This window comes from Chitinophaga sp. 01L420 (assembly GCF_056399985.1).
The window spans coordinates 40,664-57,337 of record NZ_JBFTSK010000024.1; the positions used below are offsets into that span (position 1 = coordinate 40,664).

Annotated in this window: 13 protein-coding genes; 7 read left to right on the top strand and 6 right to left on the bottom strand. The window is 43.8% G+C overall.

The genetic code is table 11. The features are described 5' to 3' along the window. Positions 1–16 precede the first annotated feature (16 nt). A complete protein-coding gene (locus AC1DP6_RS21515) occupies positions 17–988 on the top strand; it encodes a phytanoyl-CoA dioxygenase family protein (protein ID WP_477056651.1) in 972 nt (323 codons plus the stop codon). Positions 989–1,139: 151 nt separating this feature from the next. Here the strand turns inward: AC1DP6_RS21515 and AC1DP6_RS21520 are convergent, their stop codons facing one another. Together AC1DP6_RS21520 and AC1DP6_RS21525 are read right to left on the bottom strand one after the other, a co-directional pair. After that, the gene (locus AC1DP6_RS21520; RefSeq protein ID WP_477056652.1) at positions 1,140–2,567 is read right to left on the bottom strand and encodes a Gfo/Idh/MocA family oxidoreductase; all 1,428 of its coding nucleotides are present in this window, start codon (positions 2,565–2,567) and stop codon (positions 1,140–1,142) included. Positions 2,568–3,046: 479 nt separating this feature from the next. Beyond that, positions 3,047–3,790, bottom strand: coding sequence for a hypothetical protein (locus AC1DP6_RS21525; protein ID WP_477056653.1), 744 nt, complete (start codon positions 3,788–3,790; stop codon positions 3,047–3,049). 266 nt (positions 3,791–4,056) lie between these two features. Between AC1DP6_RS21525 and AC1DP6_RS21530 the strand changes: the two genes are divergently transcribed. Together AC1DP6_RS21530 and AC1DP6_RS21535 are read left to right on the top strand one after the other, a co-directional pair. Continuing rightward, the gene (locus AC1DP6_RS21530) at positions 4,057–5,280 is read left to right on the top strand and encodes a glycoside hydrolase family 27 protein (RefSeq protein ID WP_477056654.1); all 1,224 of its coding nucleotides are present in this window, start codon (positions 4,057–4,059) and stop codon (positions 5,278–5,280) included. Positions 5,281–5,462: 182 nt separating this feature from the next. After that, entirely contained in the window at positions 5,463–5,729 is a 267-nt protein-coding gene (locus AC1DP6_RS21535; RefSeq protein WP_477056655.1) for a hypothetical protein, read from the top strand. Between the two features lie 168 nt (positions 5,730–5,897). Here AC1DP6_RS21535 and AC1DP6_RS21540 read toward each other — a convergent pair whose 3' ends face one another. From AC1DP6_RS21540 to AC1DP6_RS21550, 3 genes are all read right to left on the bottom strand, one after another. Continuing rightward, positions 5,898–6,923 (bottom strand): terpene synthase family protein, encoded by a 1,026-nt coding sequence (locus AC1DP6_RS21540; protein ID WP_477056656.1) that lies wholly within the window; start codon positions 6,921–6,923, stop codon positions 5,898–5,900. Between the two features lie 57 nt (positions 6,924–6,980). Further along, entirely contained in the window at positions 6,981–7,973 is a 993-nt protein-coding gene (locus tag AC1DP6_RS21545; protein WP_477056657.1) for a terpene synthase family protein, read from the bottom strand. 440 nt (positions 7,974–8,413) lie between these two features. Beyond that, the gene (locus tag AC1DP6_RS21550; RefSeq protein ID WP_477056658.1) at positions 8,414–9,385 is read right to left on the bottom strand and encodes a polyprenyl synthetase family protein; all 972 of its coding nucleotides are present in this window, start codon (positions 9,383–9,385) and stop codon (positions 8,414–8,416) included. A 596-nt stretch (positions 9,386–9,981) separates the two neighbouring features. Between AC1DP6_RS21550 and AC1DP6_RS21555 the strand changes: the two genes are divergently transcribed. The 4 genes from AC1DP6_RS21555 (at position 9,982) to AC1DP6_RS21570 (ending at position 15,723) form a co-directional block, all read left to right on the top strand. Beyond that, positions 9,982–11,868: a glycoside hydrolase family 97 protein gene (locus AC1DP6_RS21555; RefSeq protein WP_477056659.1), complete on the top strand. Its 1,887-nt coding sequence runs from the start codon at positions 9,982–9,984 to the stop codon at positions 11,866–11,868. Between the two features lie 213 nt (positions 11,869–12,081). Then, the gene (locus AC1DP6_RS21560) at positions 12,082–12,963 is read left to right on the top strand and encodes an aldo/keto reductase (protein WP_477056660.1); all 882 of its coding nucleotides are present in this window, start codon (positions 12,082–12,084) and stop codon (positions 12,961–12,963) included. 11 nt (positions 12,964–12,974) lie between these two features. Further along, positions 12,975–14,147 carry a mandelate racemase/muconate lactonizing enzyme family protein gene (locus AC1DP6_RS21565; RefSeq protein ID WP_477056661.1) on the top strand — a complete coding sequence of 391 codons (1,173 nt, stop codon included), beginning with the start codon at positions 12,975–12,977 and terminating at the stop codon, positions 14,145–14,147. Between the two features lie 16 nt (positions 14,148–14,163). Beyond that, the gene (locus AC1DP6_RS21570; RefSeq protein WP_477056662.1) at positions 14,164–15,723 is read left to right on the top strand and encodes a sodium:solute symporter family transporter; all 1,560 of its coding nucleotides are present in this window, start codon (positions 14,164–14,166) and stop codon (positions 15,721–15,723) included. Positions 15,724–15,765: 42 nt separating this feature from the next. Here the strand turns inward: AC1DP6_RS21570 and AC1DP6_RS21575 are convergent, their stop codons facing one another. After that, positions 15,766–16,647, bottom strand: coding sequence for a helix-turn-helix domain-containing protein (locus AC1DP6_RS21575; RefSeq protein WP_477056663.1), 882 nt, complete (start codon positions 16,645–16,647; stop codon positions 15,766–15,768). Positions 16,648–16,674: the final 27 nt, after the last annotated feature.

A 16,674-nucleotide genomic window follows, 5' to 3' on the forward strand; every position in this document is an offset into this window, starting at 1 on the left:
TTCTAAATCGGCAAACATGAACGAATTACCTTTAAAATTAAATCATGATCTGGCGGCCTATAGTAGCCCTCTTGCCAACATATTTGAGCAGCCAAAAACTGCAGCAGAATGGGAAAAATATATGCTGTCAGCGCAGCAGGTCGCCTTGTTTAAAGAGCAGGGTTTTATTAGTGGTATCAGGATATTGACGGATGAACAAGTGGACATCCTTAATGAAGAACTGGTAAAACTCCAGGCAGTAAATGAAGCAGATAAGAAATTGTTTTATCACTATGAGAGCAATGAAGCGGAGGACCCGGACAAGGTGCTTTTTCATGCTATCGGTGGTTGGAGGGTTACGCCAGGGTTTCATGACCTGATATGGTCGCCTGCCTATCGTATGGCTGCATACCAGTTATTGGGGCAATCATTCCGGTTGTTTCATGATCAACTGTTTTGTAAACCTCCTCACCACGGTGGAGTAGTAGCATGGCACCAGGATTTTTCATATTGGACATTCACCAAACCCATGCATCACCTTACCTGTTGGATAGGCCTGGACAACGCCACCAAAGAAAATGGTTGTCTTTACTATGTACCGGGTAGCCATAAATGGGGACTGCTCCCGATCACTGGTCTCACAGGAGACATGACTGCTATAAAAGAAGTGCTAAATGAGGAACAGTATGCGGTTTTTGAAACTAAAGTAGCCAATGAATTACCACGGGGCTATGCCAGTTTTCACCATCCGCTGATGATCCATGGATCTTACGCCAATTATTCGGAAAGGCCCAGAAGGGCAGTGGTGATTAATCTGATGGCCAGCAATACGCTTAGCAATGTTGATAATTATGAACGTAAGGAGGCATTGCATAACTTCCCTCGTATGGTGCAGGATGAGGCACTTGACAGCCAGTTTTTCCCACTGCTGTTTGATGGCGATAAGGAGTTGGGTACATTGGTAAATAGCATACCGATGGTAGATGCAGAAAGTTTGTATAAAGTATAGCAGCACTTCCCACATGTATTGCTGCGCGAAAACCAATTTATCTAAAAAGTTCCTGATCTGAATTGATTCAATGAAAACTTTCCCGGCCTGCCAGGCTCATTAAAATAACCTTCCCTGCAATGCAAAAAAAGAGAGGACCGTAGTCCTCTCTTTAAACTTTATAGTATTGCTCCCAGCCTTTCCTTGGTGGAGGACCTACCAGCAATTCGTTTGCATGCTTATTATTAGTAATGATCTTCTTTTCCCGATCAAACTGTAATTTCTCTCCTGTCCACTGTGCCAGTACACCAAGACAGAATACCTGGCTAAGTGGACCTGCAATGGCGAATGGAGATCGTGTTTGTTCCTCACCTTTACAAGCCATCAGGAAGTTCTTAAAGTGGTTAGACGGACTCTCCGGCACTACCGGCAGTTTATCCGCCATTTCTTTTGCCTTTTCGTTAGGAATGATAGAGAGGGTACTACCATGCGAGCCCCCTTTAAATGTAAGATCCTTACTGTAGATGATCTTACCGGGATTCAGTTTAGAAGGAGCGATAGCACCATTGCTTGGGGGTGGAATATTAGGATCGAGTCCCGATACACCGTATCCCGCAGGAATGGGTGGCAGGTTATCTACTCCATCGTACCAGGTGATATCCAGTGCGGGCATATTTCCTCTTTTAGGGAATTTGAATGCCAGCGTGGAAGACATTGGGTAGAAGAAGTTATTGTGACCTGTGAGTTTGATCGGATCAACTTCGTATGGTAAGCCAAGATCGAGGAACTGGTGGGCGGTATCGATGATATGTGCGCCCCAGTCGCCCAGTGCACCCATACCAAAGTCGAACCAGCAGCGCCACTGGCCGTTTACGAAATCTTTGTTATAGGAGTGCCCCTGCGTTGTCATCTGCCAGATATTCCAGTCGAGGGTAGCAGGCGCCTGTTCTGCAGCCGGGAACGAGGTTATATTTGGGTTCCAGCCATGCCAGCGCCGTGGAGAGTTCATATGAGCGGTAATGGCTGTTACATCTTTTATGATACCGGCTTCTGTCCAGGCTTTAAACTGGAAGTAATTAGCTTCAGAATGTCCCTGGTTGCCCATCTGGGTTACCACTTTCGGATGCTTCCGGGCAGCCTTCATCATCAGTTCCACTTCGTTGAATGTGCGTGCCATTGGCTTTTCTACATATACATGTTTGCCCAGGCCTATTGCCATCATCGTGATCGGGAAATGCGAGAAGTCAGGTACACCGATGGACACAGCGTCAATCTGGTTGCCCATTTTATCGAACATCTGGCGGAAATCCTGGAAACGAGGCACGTTAGGGAACATTTTCATTACCTCCAGGGTATGCGGTGCGCCCATGTCTACATCGCAGAGTGCCACAATGTTGGCCAATCCTGTTTTGTAGAGCGCCTGGGCGATCTCTCCGCCTCTGTTGCCTATACCAATGAAGGCGAGGTTTACTTTTTCGTTAGGCCCGATTTTGCGGGTATAGGGCTTCGCCGCGGCCATCAGCAGGCCCGGAGTAGCGGTGGCCAGGGTGGCCAGCGCCGCCTGCTTCAGAAAGCTCCGTCTTGAGTTATCGTAATTCATTGCGTGGTTTGTTGATTGCTCGTTTCAAAAGTATAAAAATGAAATTGCAATCGAAAGCATAAACATTAAAAAGATGAGATTTTTACATGAGTGGTAAAATAATACAAGTGTTGCCCCAAATAAAAAACCGGTACGAGGGCACTGGTTTTTTGGCCTGCACTCGCCATATAATTATGCGTTTGATAATCCGATAAGATTTATTGATCCGGACGGTATGTTCATTACATTGATACCGTCGATACTATGCTTAGCACCCGCTTAGCACCTATAGAAGCCCTGCAGGAGAGGTGGACTTGATGCGGGGATGACGTTCGGATGTATAACGCCGATGAAATTGCATCAGTAAATGGATAGAGGTCAGAATTGGTCATAGCAGGGCTACTTCAGTACGAGACTGTAGCTGTGGAAAGAAATAGACTATTGAAAGGAAGCAGGTATAAGGGACTATTCATCAAAATATCTCCGGAGGCAAGATGGCTTTATTCCAGTTGAATGATTGCTGGATATGTGTATGTATAGGTAAGTTTGGGAAGCAATATCTTCCGCTTTGGATACTTATGTTTATTAGCGTGTTTGGGTGCCTTTGGCGCTGCCACCGCAATAATATCAGCAGCCATGTATTGTCTGCTGTGCGATGGGCCATCTTTGTACATCGCTCTTACCTGGAAAACCACTACCAGTGAACCTTCTCCGGGTACCTCCAGCGAAACATTTGTTTCCTGGAAAGTGGTATCGGTGTCTATCATTAGCGTAACTGTTTCGCTACCCATCACCTGGCGTGATATAAAATCGATACGCGTAGCGATCACTTTTACTTCCAGCGCAGTAATACCTTTATACCCATCGATGGTTTGTGCGGGAATATTTAATATCCCGTTACTCAAGAGGCGGGGAGCCACCGGAAAGAAACGATCTACGCCGGTAGACTGATTGAAGCGGAAGCCTGTCAGCGCCTCGTGATGATCGCCGGCAGCAATGAGTAGCTTATTGAGCCGATTGATGTGGGCGCTGTCACAATGGATATCCAGGTGGCCGTAAAAAGCATGACGGATAAAAGCACCTTTCCTGCTGGCGATGCCAAAGCGCCGGGATGCACGCCGGGTAGCAGCCGTTTGCTGCACGCTTTCCGGCATGGAGCGCAGGAAGTAGTTGCCATTGCGCTTATACCCAATGAGAGGACCGAGTTTTCCCGTAAAAGGGATGATGGACATTTGTTTTGCCATGGAAGATAATTTTGATTACTATAAATATAAGATAATTCGGGGAACGTATTTCCGGGACAGATGGAAGATTAGCTAATGCTGGTGTATTGCGCATTGTATAATATTCAAAGATAGTGTAGTGGGGATTTGCCTGATAGCGGAGGTGGCCTCCGGGAAGTATACGGAATGTCAATCGAAATTAAAACGTCACACTATATCAGGCATTTGACAAGGCTTTTATTTCTCCTTGTGAATGTCTACTTTTATCCGGAACAATGAAAAATACCATGAAAAAATTAATAACACTTTTGGTGTTGCTGCTGGCCGGTCAACTTTTACACGCCCAGGAGAAGGCCCCCACACCTCCTATGGGTTATATGACCTGGAATTTTTACGCTGACAAAATTACGGAGGATGATATCAGGGCGATTGCAGATGCGATGTCGGCGAATGGTTTGTTGAAAGCCGGTTTCGATTATATTTTTATTGATGACGGATGGCAGGGAGGCCGGGATAACAAAAATAATATGGTGCCCGATCCTAAGAAATTTCCTTCAGGTATGAAAGCGCTTTGCGACTATGTACATAGTAAAGGGCTGAAACTCGGTATTTATTCCGACGCCGCGCAGCTTACCTGTGCAGGTTATACTGCCAGTTTTGGTTTTGAAGAGCAGGATGCCAAAACCTTTGCCGGCTGGGGCATTGACTACCTGAAATACGATTATTGCGATGCGCCTTCCGACTGGCAAACTGCTATACAGCGCTATTCTAAAATGGCCAATGCGCTTACTAACAGTGGTAGGGATATCGTATTTGGTATTTGTGAATGGGGAGATCGTAGTCCCTGGCTATGGTCAAAAAAGGCCGGTGGACAACTTTGGCGCATATCGGCTGATATCAGGGATAAGTGGCAAAGTAAAGTGGCTCCGAAGAAACCTACTGACCTGCATCACTCCGGCGCCGGTATTTTAGACATAGTGGACATCAACAGCAGTCTTCATCCTTATGCGGGCCCCGGTGGATGGAATGATCCTGATATGCTGGTAGTGGGATTGTATGGCCGCAAAGGCCCTTCCGGGGACCTGGGAGGCACTGGCTGTACCGATACAGAGTACCAGAGCCAGATGAGCTTATGGTGTTTGATGGCTTCTCCGCTGATGATCAGCTGCGATGTAACCAATATGAATACCAACACCGGGAACATCCTCTTTAATAAAGATATTATTGCTATTGACCAGGACTCCCTGGGTGTGCAGGCCCAGTGTAAATTTAAGAAAGATGACTGGCAGGTATTTGTAAAACCTTTGCAGAACGGCGATGTGGCAGTAGGTGTACTTAATCGGGGTGGCCAATCCAATACCATTAGTGTAGCCCTTTCTGATCTGGGCTTACCCTTTACTGCCTGTCAGGCAACAGACGTATGGAGTAAAGCAGTAACGCCCTGGAATAAGTCCGTGACATTAAAAGTAGCCAGCCACGAGACCAAAGTATTCCGGTTGCGCAAAAAGTAAAATGCAAAGGATACCGTGGAATACCACTGAATTTTTGGCGAATATCGGCTTAGAACGTTCGAATATAAAACGGAAGTATGAATTGTATCCCGGCTCATCTATTTTTGGTGTGAAAATCTTAATATGAAAAGTAGCGCTATTATTGGGCAATGAAGCTACTAGCGCCGTTAAAAACCAAAATTATGTTGAAGTTTAACAAAATGAGTAAAAAGCCGCTTGATATCCTGTATGCAATACTATGGATAGGCATTTTCGGGGCATTTGCGGTTTATGTATATTCGGGCAAGGTATTCGAGCCAAATAACGGGAAGATTCATATTGTTGCCATTTTGATAGGGTGGGTGGCACAGTATATTGGTTTGTTTCTTACGGCGCTGCTCTTGTTTGCAATAGGAGCATACAAAGCATTCATGATTTTATTTAGTAATAAATACGAGGAGGAGAATTAATACAGCAGGTCAATATTTTTCTAGGTTGGATAAGAAGGATGGGGTGGTCTAACGTGACCGGTATCTGTGGGCGGGCTGTTCATGAGCAGCCCGCCCATCAGAAATGAAATAGCTATACTATTTCGGAGAATATACATTTATAGGTAGACAATTCGTAGCTACGTCCGGTTACTTTACAAAGGAACTATGTGGAATAATAATGTCATCTCCTTCCCGTCCATATTGAGGGACAATAAATCCTTTTGTTTCATAACGGTTAGTTCCCGAATTGTAATACCAGTTTGCACAACCAGTGATCTGTAATTTTATGTGATAGACGTAATTATACGCTTCTTTTTGATAAGGGCTGAAATCCGGAAGGGATGCATGTAAGTCGTCCAATTCTTTTACATATTCATCATGGATCCTCATCGCTTCTGTACAGGCTTCCTGGTAGGAAAGTTTATACTGGTGGCGTAGAATGAATATAATATTGAATAATTCAGTTTCTATTTCAAGTTCTTTTTTGAGAGAAGCAAAATCATTCTGGATCACGATGATTAGCGCCAGCAGCTTTTTGCAGCGCTGGATAATAGGGTGATTATAAATGTCTACTGGCAATGCAAAGTTGACAGAAGGATCTATTAAATCTCCATAGGACCCCATTCCGATGGAGTATTGGCGGAAATTTAAATAATGGGCCAGTAAAGGATAGGTTCTCTTTTCTGCCAGTTTGAAAGGTGTTTCTTCCATTAAACCATAAACGATAAATTCATAAAAATTGATGGAAACGCGTTCAATCCAGAATTGGGGCATTCCATTTACTATCCACTCTTTTCTTGCTTCTGCCATCTGCCGGAGTATGCCAAGTTCCTTTGGAAGAGGAGAATCGCCCAGCATCACCTCATAGACCCGGTTTGCTATGGGCTTTAATTCTTTTAAAGGCGTGAGGGCAAAAAAGTCATCAAAAAGTGTGATGTAGATCATCAGTCGTACACAGGGACGCATATGATCCACATTATCACAAGTTGGGTTCATATAGGTTGCTACCTGGGATAGTTGCTGCTTTTTGCACCTTTTTATTCCCTCTTCGGAAATAAAAGTATAGTCATTGTCATACCACACTATTTCTTCCCCGTCAAATTCGGTTGCTATCGGACTATTGACTATAGGCCACGGATAATAACATTTAGGAACGATTAATTCTTCTTTCATAAACCTGATAGTTAGAAGTTATTAAATCATATCATTGACCAGTAAAATGGTCAGAGGTTATTCGTGGTTTAATTTCTGCCGGAGCTCTGCTGCATTGGGGAATTCCATCCCATTATAACGGTCCAGCTTTGAAGATATATTCTTCCAGCCACTGAGTACCATGCTCATGTAGTGAATCCAGTTTACGACGGCATCCTGCCATATCCCGAAATCAGGGAGAGAATATTGCAGTGCTACAAATTCTTTCAGGTCTTCATTGTGCAGGCGGAGGTCTTCGAGACAAGCTTCTTCCAGTGAAATATTGTATTCGTGTTGTATCACTTTCACGATGTTGTAATAAATGCTGTCTGTTGCTTCATCTTTCGTCACAGATTGTACCTCATTGAAGTATGTCACCAGGCGGCAGGCCAACGCCTGTAAACGTCGAATCACCGGGTGGTCGTGTATTTCAGACGGTAATATAATCCCTGTTTCCACTTCGGTTAGTTGCAGGAATGGATACAGGCAGATGGAATCCTCCCGTAAGGCAACGCATTCAGCAATAGTTGGGAAAACCTTATTCTTTTTGTAAGTCAATTCTGCTTTGAGACCTGTAAAATATCTGCTGATCATTTTCGTAAACCGGGCGATAGACTCTGGCGGGATGAACTGTAACAGTTCAAGCCTTAAAGAAGCCAGCATATTACCCAGCGGTATTGCGGCCTCGGCAGCGTCTATTTCACCATTTAATATTGCTATTGATCTCTGGTRTACGTATCCGATTTTTTCAGGGGTGCTCTCTTCATATAGGTCGTCATTGTACAGTGTCCATAACATAAGTCTGCAGAGGGGTTTCAATCGTTCTGCACTGGCTGTGGGGAACCACTGTGAGGCGATGTGAGCCGTCTTCGTTTTTTTGTATTTATGTCGGGTATCCGGATTGTCTTTGTACAGTGAGAGATATTCCCCATCTATCCATTGGTTGTCAGTAATATCCTGTAATGCAGTTGCAAATGGATTTTTAAGTGTAGGGAAGGGGTAATGAAACATGGAAAGCATGTGCATATTCATAGTCCTCGTTTTTAGCCCAATAATATTGGATAGGTAACAATAATGAAATATTCATCCGGTCGGGTTAACAAATGCCTTACTATTTCCTGGCGCTACACCAGGATACTGACAAACGTTATTAATCGCTCTTGTATGCAGAACTTTTCTTAAAGCGTGTGGCAATAATGTAGTTCGTTAATGCATGGATCTAAGCATGGTTATTTTACCAGGGCTTGTGATTTACTTTATCGTATAACCAATTTGGGTTTTCATATAGCTATTGCTGATTTCCTTTTGTTCAAAAGTATTAATGAGTTGTGGAAGTGGAACCGCAGTAGATGTTTGCGGCTCTTTTTATTTTTCAATGAATAATTTTGGTAAGATGATGTATGCATCAGATAAATTTTTGTATCACCTTTATAATACTATCTTTATTATTCATACGCTCTTTTTTCTATTAATCATGACCGACGCCCCAGCAGTTGGTTTGTCAGCTCAAGGAGGTTTTTTTTCCGGTTAAGCGGGATGTCTATCATATCCAGGCAACTGAAAGCCATTGAGGTATATTTCGCAGCGGTACTGATGGCCCATTCATCTACTTTACAGTCTTTGTAGCGTTTTAATACCGCCGATATTCGTTCGCTTCCATTTTGCGACATAGCGTTTCGCAATGCATTTTTTTGTACAGCAGTACTCATTTCCCATGCTTTTATCAGCAATGCGGTTTTCTTATTTTCGAGGATGTCGCCGCCGGGCTGTTTACCGGTTTCTGATGGCTCTCCGAAAGCATCCAGGTAATCATCCTGTATCTGAAAAGCAATACCTAAATTTTTGCCAAAGTCGTAGATATAGGCTTGTTGTTGCAGATCTGCTCCGCCAATGATAGCGCCTATTCTGATACTGGCAGCCAGTAAGACAGATGTTTTGAACGTAATCATTTTCAGGTACTGCTGATAACAAACCTGTTGTATATCCATTTCTTCGAAATCAACGTCCATTTGCTGCCCTTCACAAATCTGTAGTATAGTTGCGGAGAACAGCGCGTATATTTGTTGTTTGTATTGTTCCTTAACCTTATTAATGTGTGAAAAGGCGTTGACCAGAAGAATGTCACCAACAAGTATCGCTGTAGAAATATTGTATTTGATATGTATGGTTGGTTTTCCGCGTCGTAAGGGAGAACTGTCCATAATGTCATCGTGTACCAGAGAACAATTATGAAATAATTCAATGGCATTTCCTGCATGGAAACTATCTTCATACATCTCTCCAAAAAGATCATTTCCTAAAAGGCATAACAAGGGCCGTATTCGCTTTCCACCACCTTCCAAAAGATACCGGGTAGCATCGTAAAGATTGCATGGCTCCTGTGGAAAATAGAGATGGTTACACCACGAGTGATATTGGGTTACTAAGTCATTGAGGGAATTCATATACTTTATTTTAGCTGGGCAGGAATAAAAGAGCTTAAAGTTATCTACTGCCCATCGCTTGGGTTTTAAATTGAAAGACAATACAGAAGCGATTTCCGGTGTATATCTCAAAAAAAATCTAAAGTGGTAGTTTTTATTCGCTGAAGTGAAATTAGAATAGATAACTGAGTAAACACGGCAGGAGTTAAAAAAAAGATGAATAAATATTGAATTGTCACGTAGGTGGCTACTCATTAAGGTAAAAGAAATTTTACTTGTCAGCGTTTTCTTCAAAATCAGAATAGAAGACATATCTTTTGCAATCGTTTTCACTTCTATGGAATATTGACTTTTACTGATGTTTATTTTGCCTATCTTTTATTGCTTTTCTTTTTTCAATAAATTGGTTGGTTGTCACTGGAATGAACCAGATGGTTTTAAGATCAACTTATAATGGGTGATGACCCGGCTCTGGCAGCACTATCAGCGTTTTGTTTTTCAGCTATAGGTTTATAAGAAGACAACATAATGCCACTGTATTGTATAAGGATGCCGACTTATCGTTGAAATGCTTGCCAGCTGATGTTACATCTGATTTTAAATTATAGCACACAAATATGTTTAGGGCACTGGCGTTTCTTTTTGGTTGTCTCTTCTATGTACAGGTTATCCATGCACAGTCTTCTCAACAACTTTTTTCCCCCGACGGGAAATTACAATTTGCATTTAATTTATCTGAAGGAGGGCGTCTCAATTACAGTATGTACTACCAGGAAGCACCTGTTATTCTTACGTCCGGATTGGGTTTAAATGGATGGGAATCGGGGTTCGTTTTATCTGCTATATCGAGCACTCAAAAAGACACCTTATGGAAACCGGTATATGGTGAACGTAGTCTGGTAAGAGATCATTATACCGAGATGGTGATTACACTAAAGCAGCATAATGACGAGAGCAGGAAATTACAGATACAGGTAAGAGCCTATAACGAGGGAATAGCTTTCCGCTATGTGCTACCCGAGCATGCACAGGGAGGACGGGATGTGAGCATCAAAAATGAGTTAACTGAATTTGCTATGCCGGAAGGAACGAAGGCCTGGTTTACTTCCAGCGCTCAGGGTGAATATAACCTGGTTCCTTTAAAAGACTGGACAGCGCAGGCTGAGCGCCCCCTGGTACTGGAACAGCCCGGTGGTTTATATGTTTGCCTGGCGGAGGCTCAAATGGTAAATTACTCCCGTATGAAGTTTACACTTCATCCGACAAAAGCAAATACTATTTGTGCCACTATATATGATATCGTTGACTATTTTACGCCATTCTCCACGCCATGGAGAGTGGTGATGGCAGCAAAGCGCCCCGGGGAACTATTGGCAGGGAATGATCTCCTGTTAAACCTCAATCCTCCCTGTGCCATAGAAAATACTGCGTGGATACAACCAGGTAAGGTTATACGTGAAGTAACATTGTCTATGAAAGGGGCAAAGGAATGCATTGATTTTGCCGTAAAACGCAAACTGCAATACATTCATTTTGATGCCGGGTGGTATGGATACGAGTATATAGTTGCTTCTGATGCCACAAAAGTGAATGTAGATCCGCGCCGGAACCCCAACAGTGATTTGAATTTGCAGGAGGTGATCAGATATGCCAATGAAAAAGGTATTGGCGTGTTTTTATATGTAAACCAACGGGCGTTATATCAGCAATTGGATGAATTACTTCCATTGTATCAAAAATGGGGGGTGAAGGGAATCAAGTTTGGTTTTGTAGAGGTGGGTTCGCACAAATGGACAACATGGTTACATGATGCTGTTAAGAAATGCGCCAAATATAATCTGATGGTTGACATTCACGACGAGTATCGCCCTACCGGATTCAGCAGAACCTATCCCAACCTGCTCACGCAGGAAGGCGTGCGTGGCGATGAAGAAATGCCGGATGCAACAAGCAATACTATTCTTCCGTTCACCCGGCTGATAGCAGGTGCAGCAGACCATACTATTTGCTACTATCACCGTCCGGAGTTAAAGCCAAAGTTGGCGGATGCGCCGAAAGGGAGGATCATGAAAACCCGCTCAGGACACCAGCTGGCCTTGTCCGTTGTGCTTTACAGCCCGCTGCAGTTTTTGTACTGGTATGATAAGCCGGAGGATGCCAGAGATGAACCGGAGCTGGAGTTTTTTGATAATGTACCCACCGTATGGGATGATACTAAAGTGTTGGATGGTGAAATAGCCCGATTTATCACTATTGCCCGCCGCAAAGGCGAGGAGTGGTTTGTAGGAACCATTACGAATAATGAGGCGCGGCAATTAAAGGTGCCTTTGACATTTTTAACACCAGGCAGACAATATATTGCCAGCATTTACTATGATGACGATATGTCAACAGTGCGGACAAAGGTGTCTATAAAACGAATAAAGGTAGATGCAAATACGGTGTTGAACGCAAAGCTATTGCCGTCCGGTGGACAGGCTATATGGATAAGGCCAGTGAGGTGAGCATCAAAAAAACATCGACAACTGTTAAGTTAGCGGATGTTTATATATTTGGTATTATAGTAACGCTGCTTTATTGTAGTGCACCCTAGCACGCTTGTTCGGCGCCGGCAAATCTTTCTCCCGGTAAATATAACATCGATGCTAGTCAATATTGATGTTTTGTACCTTAGGGAGGTTATTTATTTTTGTCAGGTATTACGTTATACATTAGATATGATCAGCGAACGTTTGGTTCTTGGCACCGCTGCATTGGGCGGTGTTTGGGGAAAGGTTGATCCGCATGAGTCGGTATTGACAATTTTATCTGCACTGGAGTCCGGTATTACTGCAATCGATACGGCGCCGGCCTATGGAAATGCTGAAAGCTATCTTGGACAGGCGTTACGGCAATGGTCCGGAAGTATACCAGTAATCAGTTCCAAAGTGGGCCGTCTGAAATCTTATGCTGCCGATAAGGCTTACTATGATTTTACAGACAAGGCGATGGCGGAAAGCCTGGAGAACAGTCTCCGTACCATTGGCATTTCCTCTCTGGATATCCTGTTTCTGCACGATCCCCAGGCGATCCCGGAAGCAGCAGGGGAGCGGATCATTGCCAGGCTGATAAAGTTCAAAGAACAAGGATTGACAAAACGTTTGGGAGTGGGAGGCAACTGGCCCGCCTGGTTTAAATCAAGTCTGGATGAGGGAATCTTTGACGTGGTGATGGAGTTTAACCGCCTTAATGCTTCAAATGTAACAGCACTCAGCGATTCGCTGCCTTACTGTTTATCCCGGAACATACAGTATTATGCCGGAAGTCCATTAAATATGGGATTGTTGGGAAGATGTATCGGATCGTTTAAACAGATGCGCCCCGAATGGCTTCCAGTGGAGGCATTGGAGATAGCCATGTGTCTGGAAGAAATAGCGGAAGCGTATGAACTTTCTTTACCGGCTATGGCGCATCGGTTCCTGCTGTCTTTACCTTATGAGTTTAATATTGTATTGGGACCATCCAATAAATCGGAACTGGCGGCCAGCATTGAACATTTTAATCAAGGTAAACTAGCGGAAATCATCCTGACAGAAATTTTGAATTGCAGTAACGGGTAAAAGCAACTAAGATGTGCAATATCGACAACGAGATATTTAATATTCAAAGTATACAGATCAGGGAATTAGCGCCGGTAAAAGTGGTTACTCCTTTACAGGATGCTACCATGGGGCCTTTTCCTTCTTTTGGTATGTCGTTGATCACCATTGAAGATGAGCATGGCAATATTGGAGAAGCACCGGTGTATAGCAGTTACACTAATATCCTGGAAGCCTGCCTGGTGCCTCATTTGCTGTACTGCAATAATGTTTCCTATAGCGAGTTATATTCGAAGTTATATTGGTCTATCCGCAATGAAGGCTTCAGAGGCCCTGCGGCTGCGCTGTTGGGGCAGGTGGATATCGCGTTACACGATCTGGCTACCCGGCGGCTTGGTACTCCTTTGCATAAATATATGGGCGCTGACCGGAATGAGGTAAAGGTATATGGCAGTGGAGGAGGCACCAACTACAGCTATGAGGAACTGGAGAAAGAGGTAAGCTATTTCATCGCGGCAGGGGTGGATTGTTATAAGATGAAGGTGGGGAAAGATTTTGGGATGAATATGACGGAAGATGTAAAGCGGGTAAAGTTTGTACGTAATCTCCTGGGAAAAAATATCCGGCTGGCCGTGGATGCTAACCAGATATGGAGTTGTGAGCAGTCGCTCAGATTTATCGATCATACAGCCGGGGAAAACCTGGCCTGGTTTGAGGAACCGATTCATTCGGCATCTTTTGATCAGATTGAAGCGCTGTGCAAACAAACCCCTGTGAAAATTGCTTTTGGAGAATCTGAACGGACAGCGAGGGTATTTCCTACGCTGGTAAACATAGGCGTAGCCCATCTGCAGCCGGTGCCGGGTCATTTGGCGGGCGTGAAAGAATGGATGGCCGTAAGGGACCTGGCGGCAAAACACAACATAGATTTTTCATCCGGCGGATATTCATTGTTCACGGCTTCCCTGATGACTACTGCTGCTGAGGAATGTGAGGTGGAGTACCTGTATTCAATTATGTCGGGATTGGAAACATATTTTAATGTAAAACCGGAATGGAGAAATGGGAAATTTTTCCTGCCGGAGGTTCCGGGCTTACCTGTCAGGGTAAACTGGCGCCATTGTGAAGATACCGGCCAGCTGATCAGGACGCGTGAATGGAATAAAAAGAACGTCAGGGAATACAAGCCTGTTGTATCTTTATGATCCTTAAGCATTTTCTGTGAAGATAATATTAACTGGCATTGATTATCTGGTTCTCGTTGTATATATAGTTGCTTTATTCACTTTGGGTTTTTACCTTAAATCCCGCCGGACACATTCGGGGGGAGATATTTTTTTGGGTGGGCGCTCTTTGAGATGGTGGCAAATCGGCTTTTCCATGTTCAGTGCCAACGTAGGTCCAATGATGTTGATCGGCTTATCCAGTCTGGGTTTTTCGCAAGGTGTGGTAGGAGGCAATTTCGAGTGGCTGGCATGGATATTCCTGATGCTGTTATCCGTATTTTTTATTCCACGGTACATTTCGGCCGGCATCAGCACTATTCCACAATTCCTGCTTTTACGTTATGGTCGCAGATCCTATAATTTCCTGGTAGTTTACAGCCTGATGTCTATATTGTTTGTATGGCTTGGCAGTGCATTGTATGCAGGGGGACTCGTCATCTCGGAGATCTTCCATTGTTCGCTGCTGGAAGCGGTGGTGTTGATTACCCTGATCTCTACCAGTTACACCGCTATCGGTGGTTTAAAAGCCGTGGTGAGGACCGGTGTTTTCCAGTCATTGATCATTATTGTTTCTTCTCTTATACTAACGTTACTGGCTATTGGAAAAATTGGTCATGTAGAAGGTGTGGGCAAAGCAGTTGCCCCCGACTATTGGAAACTGTTTCATGCAAGGTCTGATCCTGAATATTCGTGGCTGGCTATTGTAGCAGGTTATCCGGTGGTAGCTGTTTATTATTGGTGTGCAGATCAAACGATTGTACAAAAGGTGTTGGCGGCAAAAAGTGTCAAAGAGGGACAACGGGGCATTCTTTTCCTGGCGGGGCTTAAAGTGATTACACCATTTATTTTTGTGCTGCCGGGCATTATTTGTTTTTTATTATATGGAGATAGTACCACGCCGGATAAATCCTACATTACGCTCGTGAAAAACCTGATGCCTGAAGGGYTTCGGGGGCTATGTATAGCGGCACTGGTGGCTTCACTGATTGATACCGTATCTTCAGGCCTTAATTCCTTCAGCACTGTTTTTACATTAGATGTGGTTACGCAGTTTGTATCTTTAAAATCAAAAGATAAAATAAAAGTTGGGAGATGGATGACCGCTGTGGGTGCATTTTTGGGTGGAAGCATTGCGGTATTATTTTCTTACTCAGATAAAAGCCTTTTTGAATTAACACAGGGACTGGTGTCTATACTGGCGCCGCCGTTATCAGTGGTGTTTTTAGGTGGTATCTTCTGGAAACGTACCCATGGGATAGCGGCAGAAACGGTTTTGTTTGGAGGAGGGTTTCTTTGCCTGGTAATGGGTGTGTGTTATGTATTGAACTATCCGTATAAGGGATTCTGGCCACATTTTCTATTGCTCTCCGTTTATATTTTTATATGCCTGGTAATTGTAATGGCTTTGATAACGGTGATTTTTAAAGTGCCTGAAAAAGACCAGGTATCATTTGTTTTTCCGGATAAGGCCAGATCGGCCATGGATAAATGGTTGTGGGCAGGCTGGGGCGCACTGGCTTTAATAATGATAACGATCTATATTGTATTAAATTAATGATTCCTGAATAAAATATTGCTTGCTGCTTTCTACCCGCTTTTAGGTGGCTTCTTTTTTTTCCTTGTCTTCATACTGCCTGAGAAAATCCCTGGGGGATAGCCCTTTAATTTCCTTGAAGTGTTTATTAAAATTCGAGATATTATTATAGCCACTGTTATAGCAGGCTTCTGCTACATTATGTTGTCCTTCCAGTAAAAGTTTGGCGGAATGCCCGATGCGTACTTCTTTCACAAAATCGATTAATGTACGGTTGGTGCTCCGTTTAAAAAAACGACAGAAGGCCGCCGACGACATGGGAATAAGGTCTGCCACGTCCTGTAGTATAATGTCGTCTTTGAATTTTTGAAAAATATAATCGAATACCTTATTGAGTTTTTTTGCTTCGCCGGAACTTTCCACGGTGTTGTAATAGGGAGATGACAGCACGCGCGATGATTCCGATTGTGCGAGGATATCCAGCAGCCGGATCATGAGCGCCACCCTGGCTAAGCCCGATGCATACAGCATCTGGTGCATGATCATTTTTGCATCAAGAAGTGTGCTGCCTGTGAATAATACTCCTTTGGCCGCTTTCGCGAAAAGCAGGTTCAGCTCCCGTGCTTCCGGTTTTTCAAGTAGTTCCTTTCCAAGGAAGTCAGGAAAGAAATGTATCACCACGGCTTGTGTGGGGATAAGCGGATCTGCCGCCTTGTAATATTGCCAGCAATGTGGAAGGTAGCTGCCCAGCAACACCAGTTCCGGTCCGTCGAAATCCTCAATGTGATCACCGATAAATCTTTTACCACTGCAGTTTTCCAGCAGTGCGATCTCAAAATTAACGTGTGATTTTAAGGCCGTATACTTTTTTATTTCAAGAATTTCTGACCTTACCGTAAATGACTGGTCTGGTGGAAATGTAAAATTCTCGTAGATGTATTGCATCGAATTGTAGGTCTGGTTGTGTGTTAC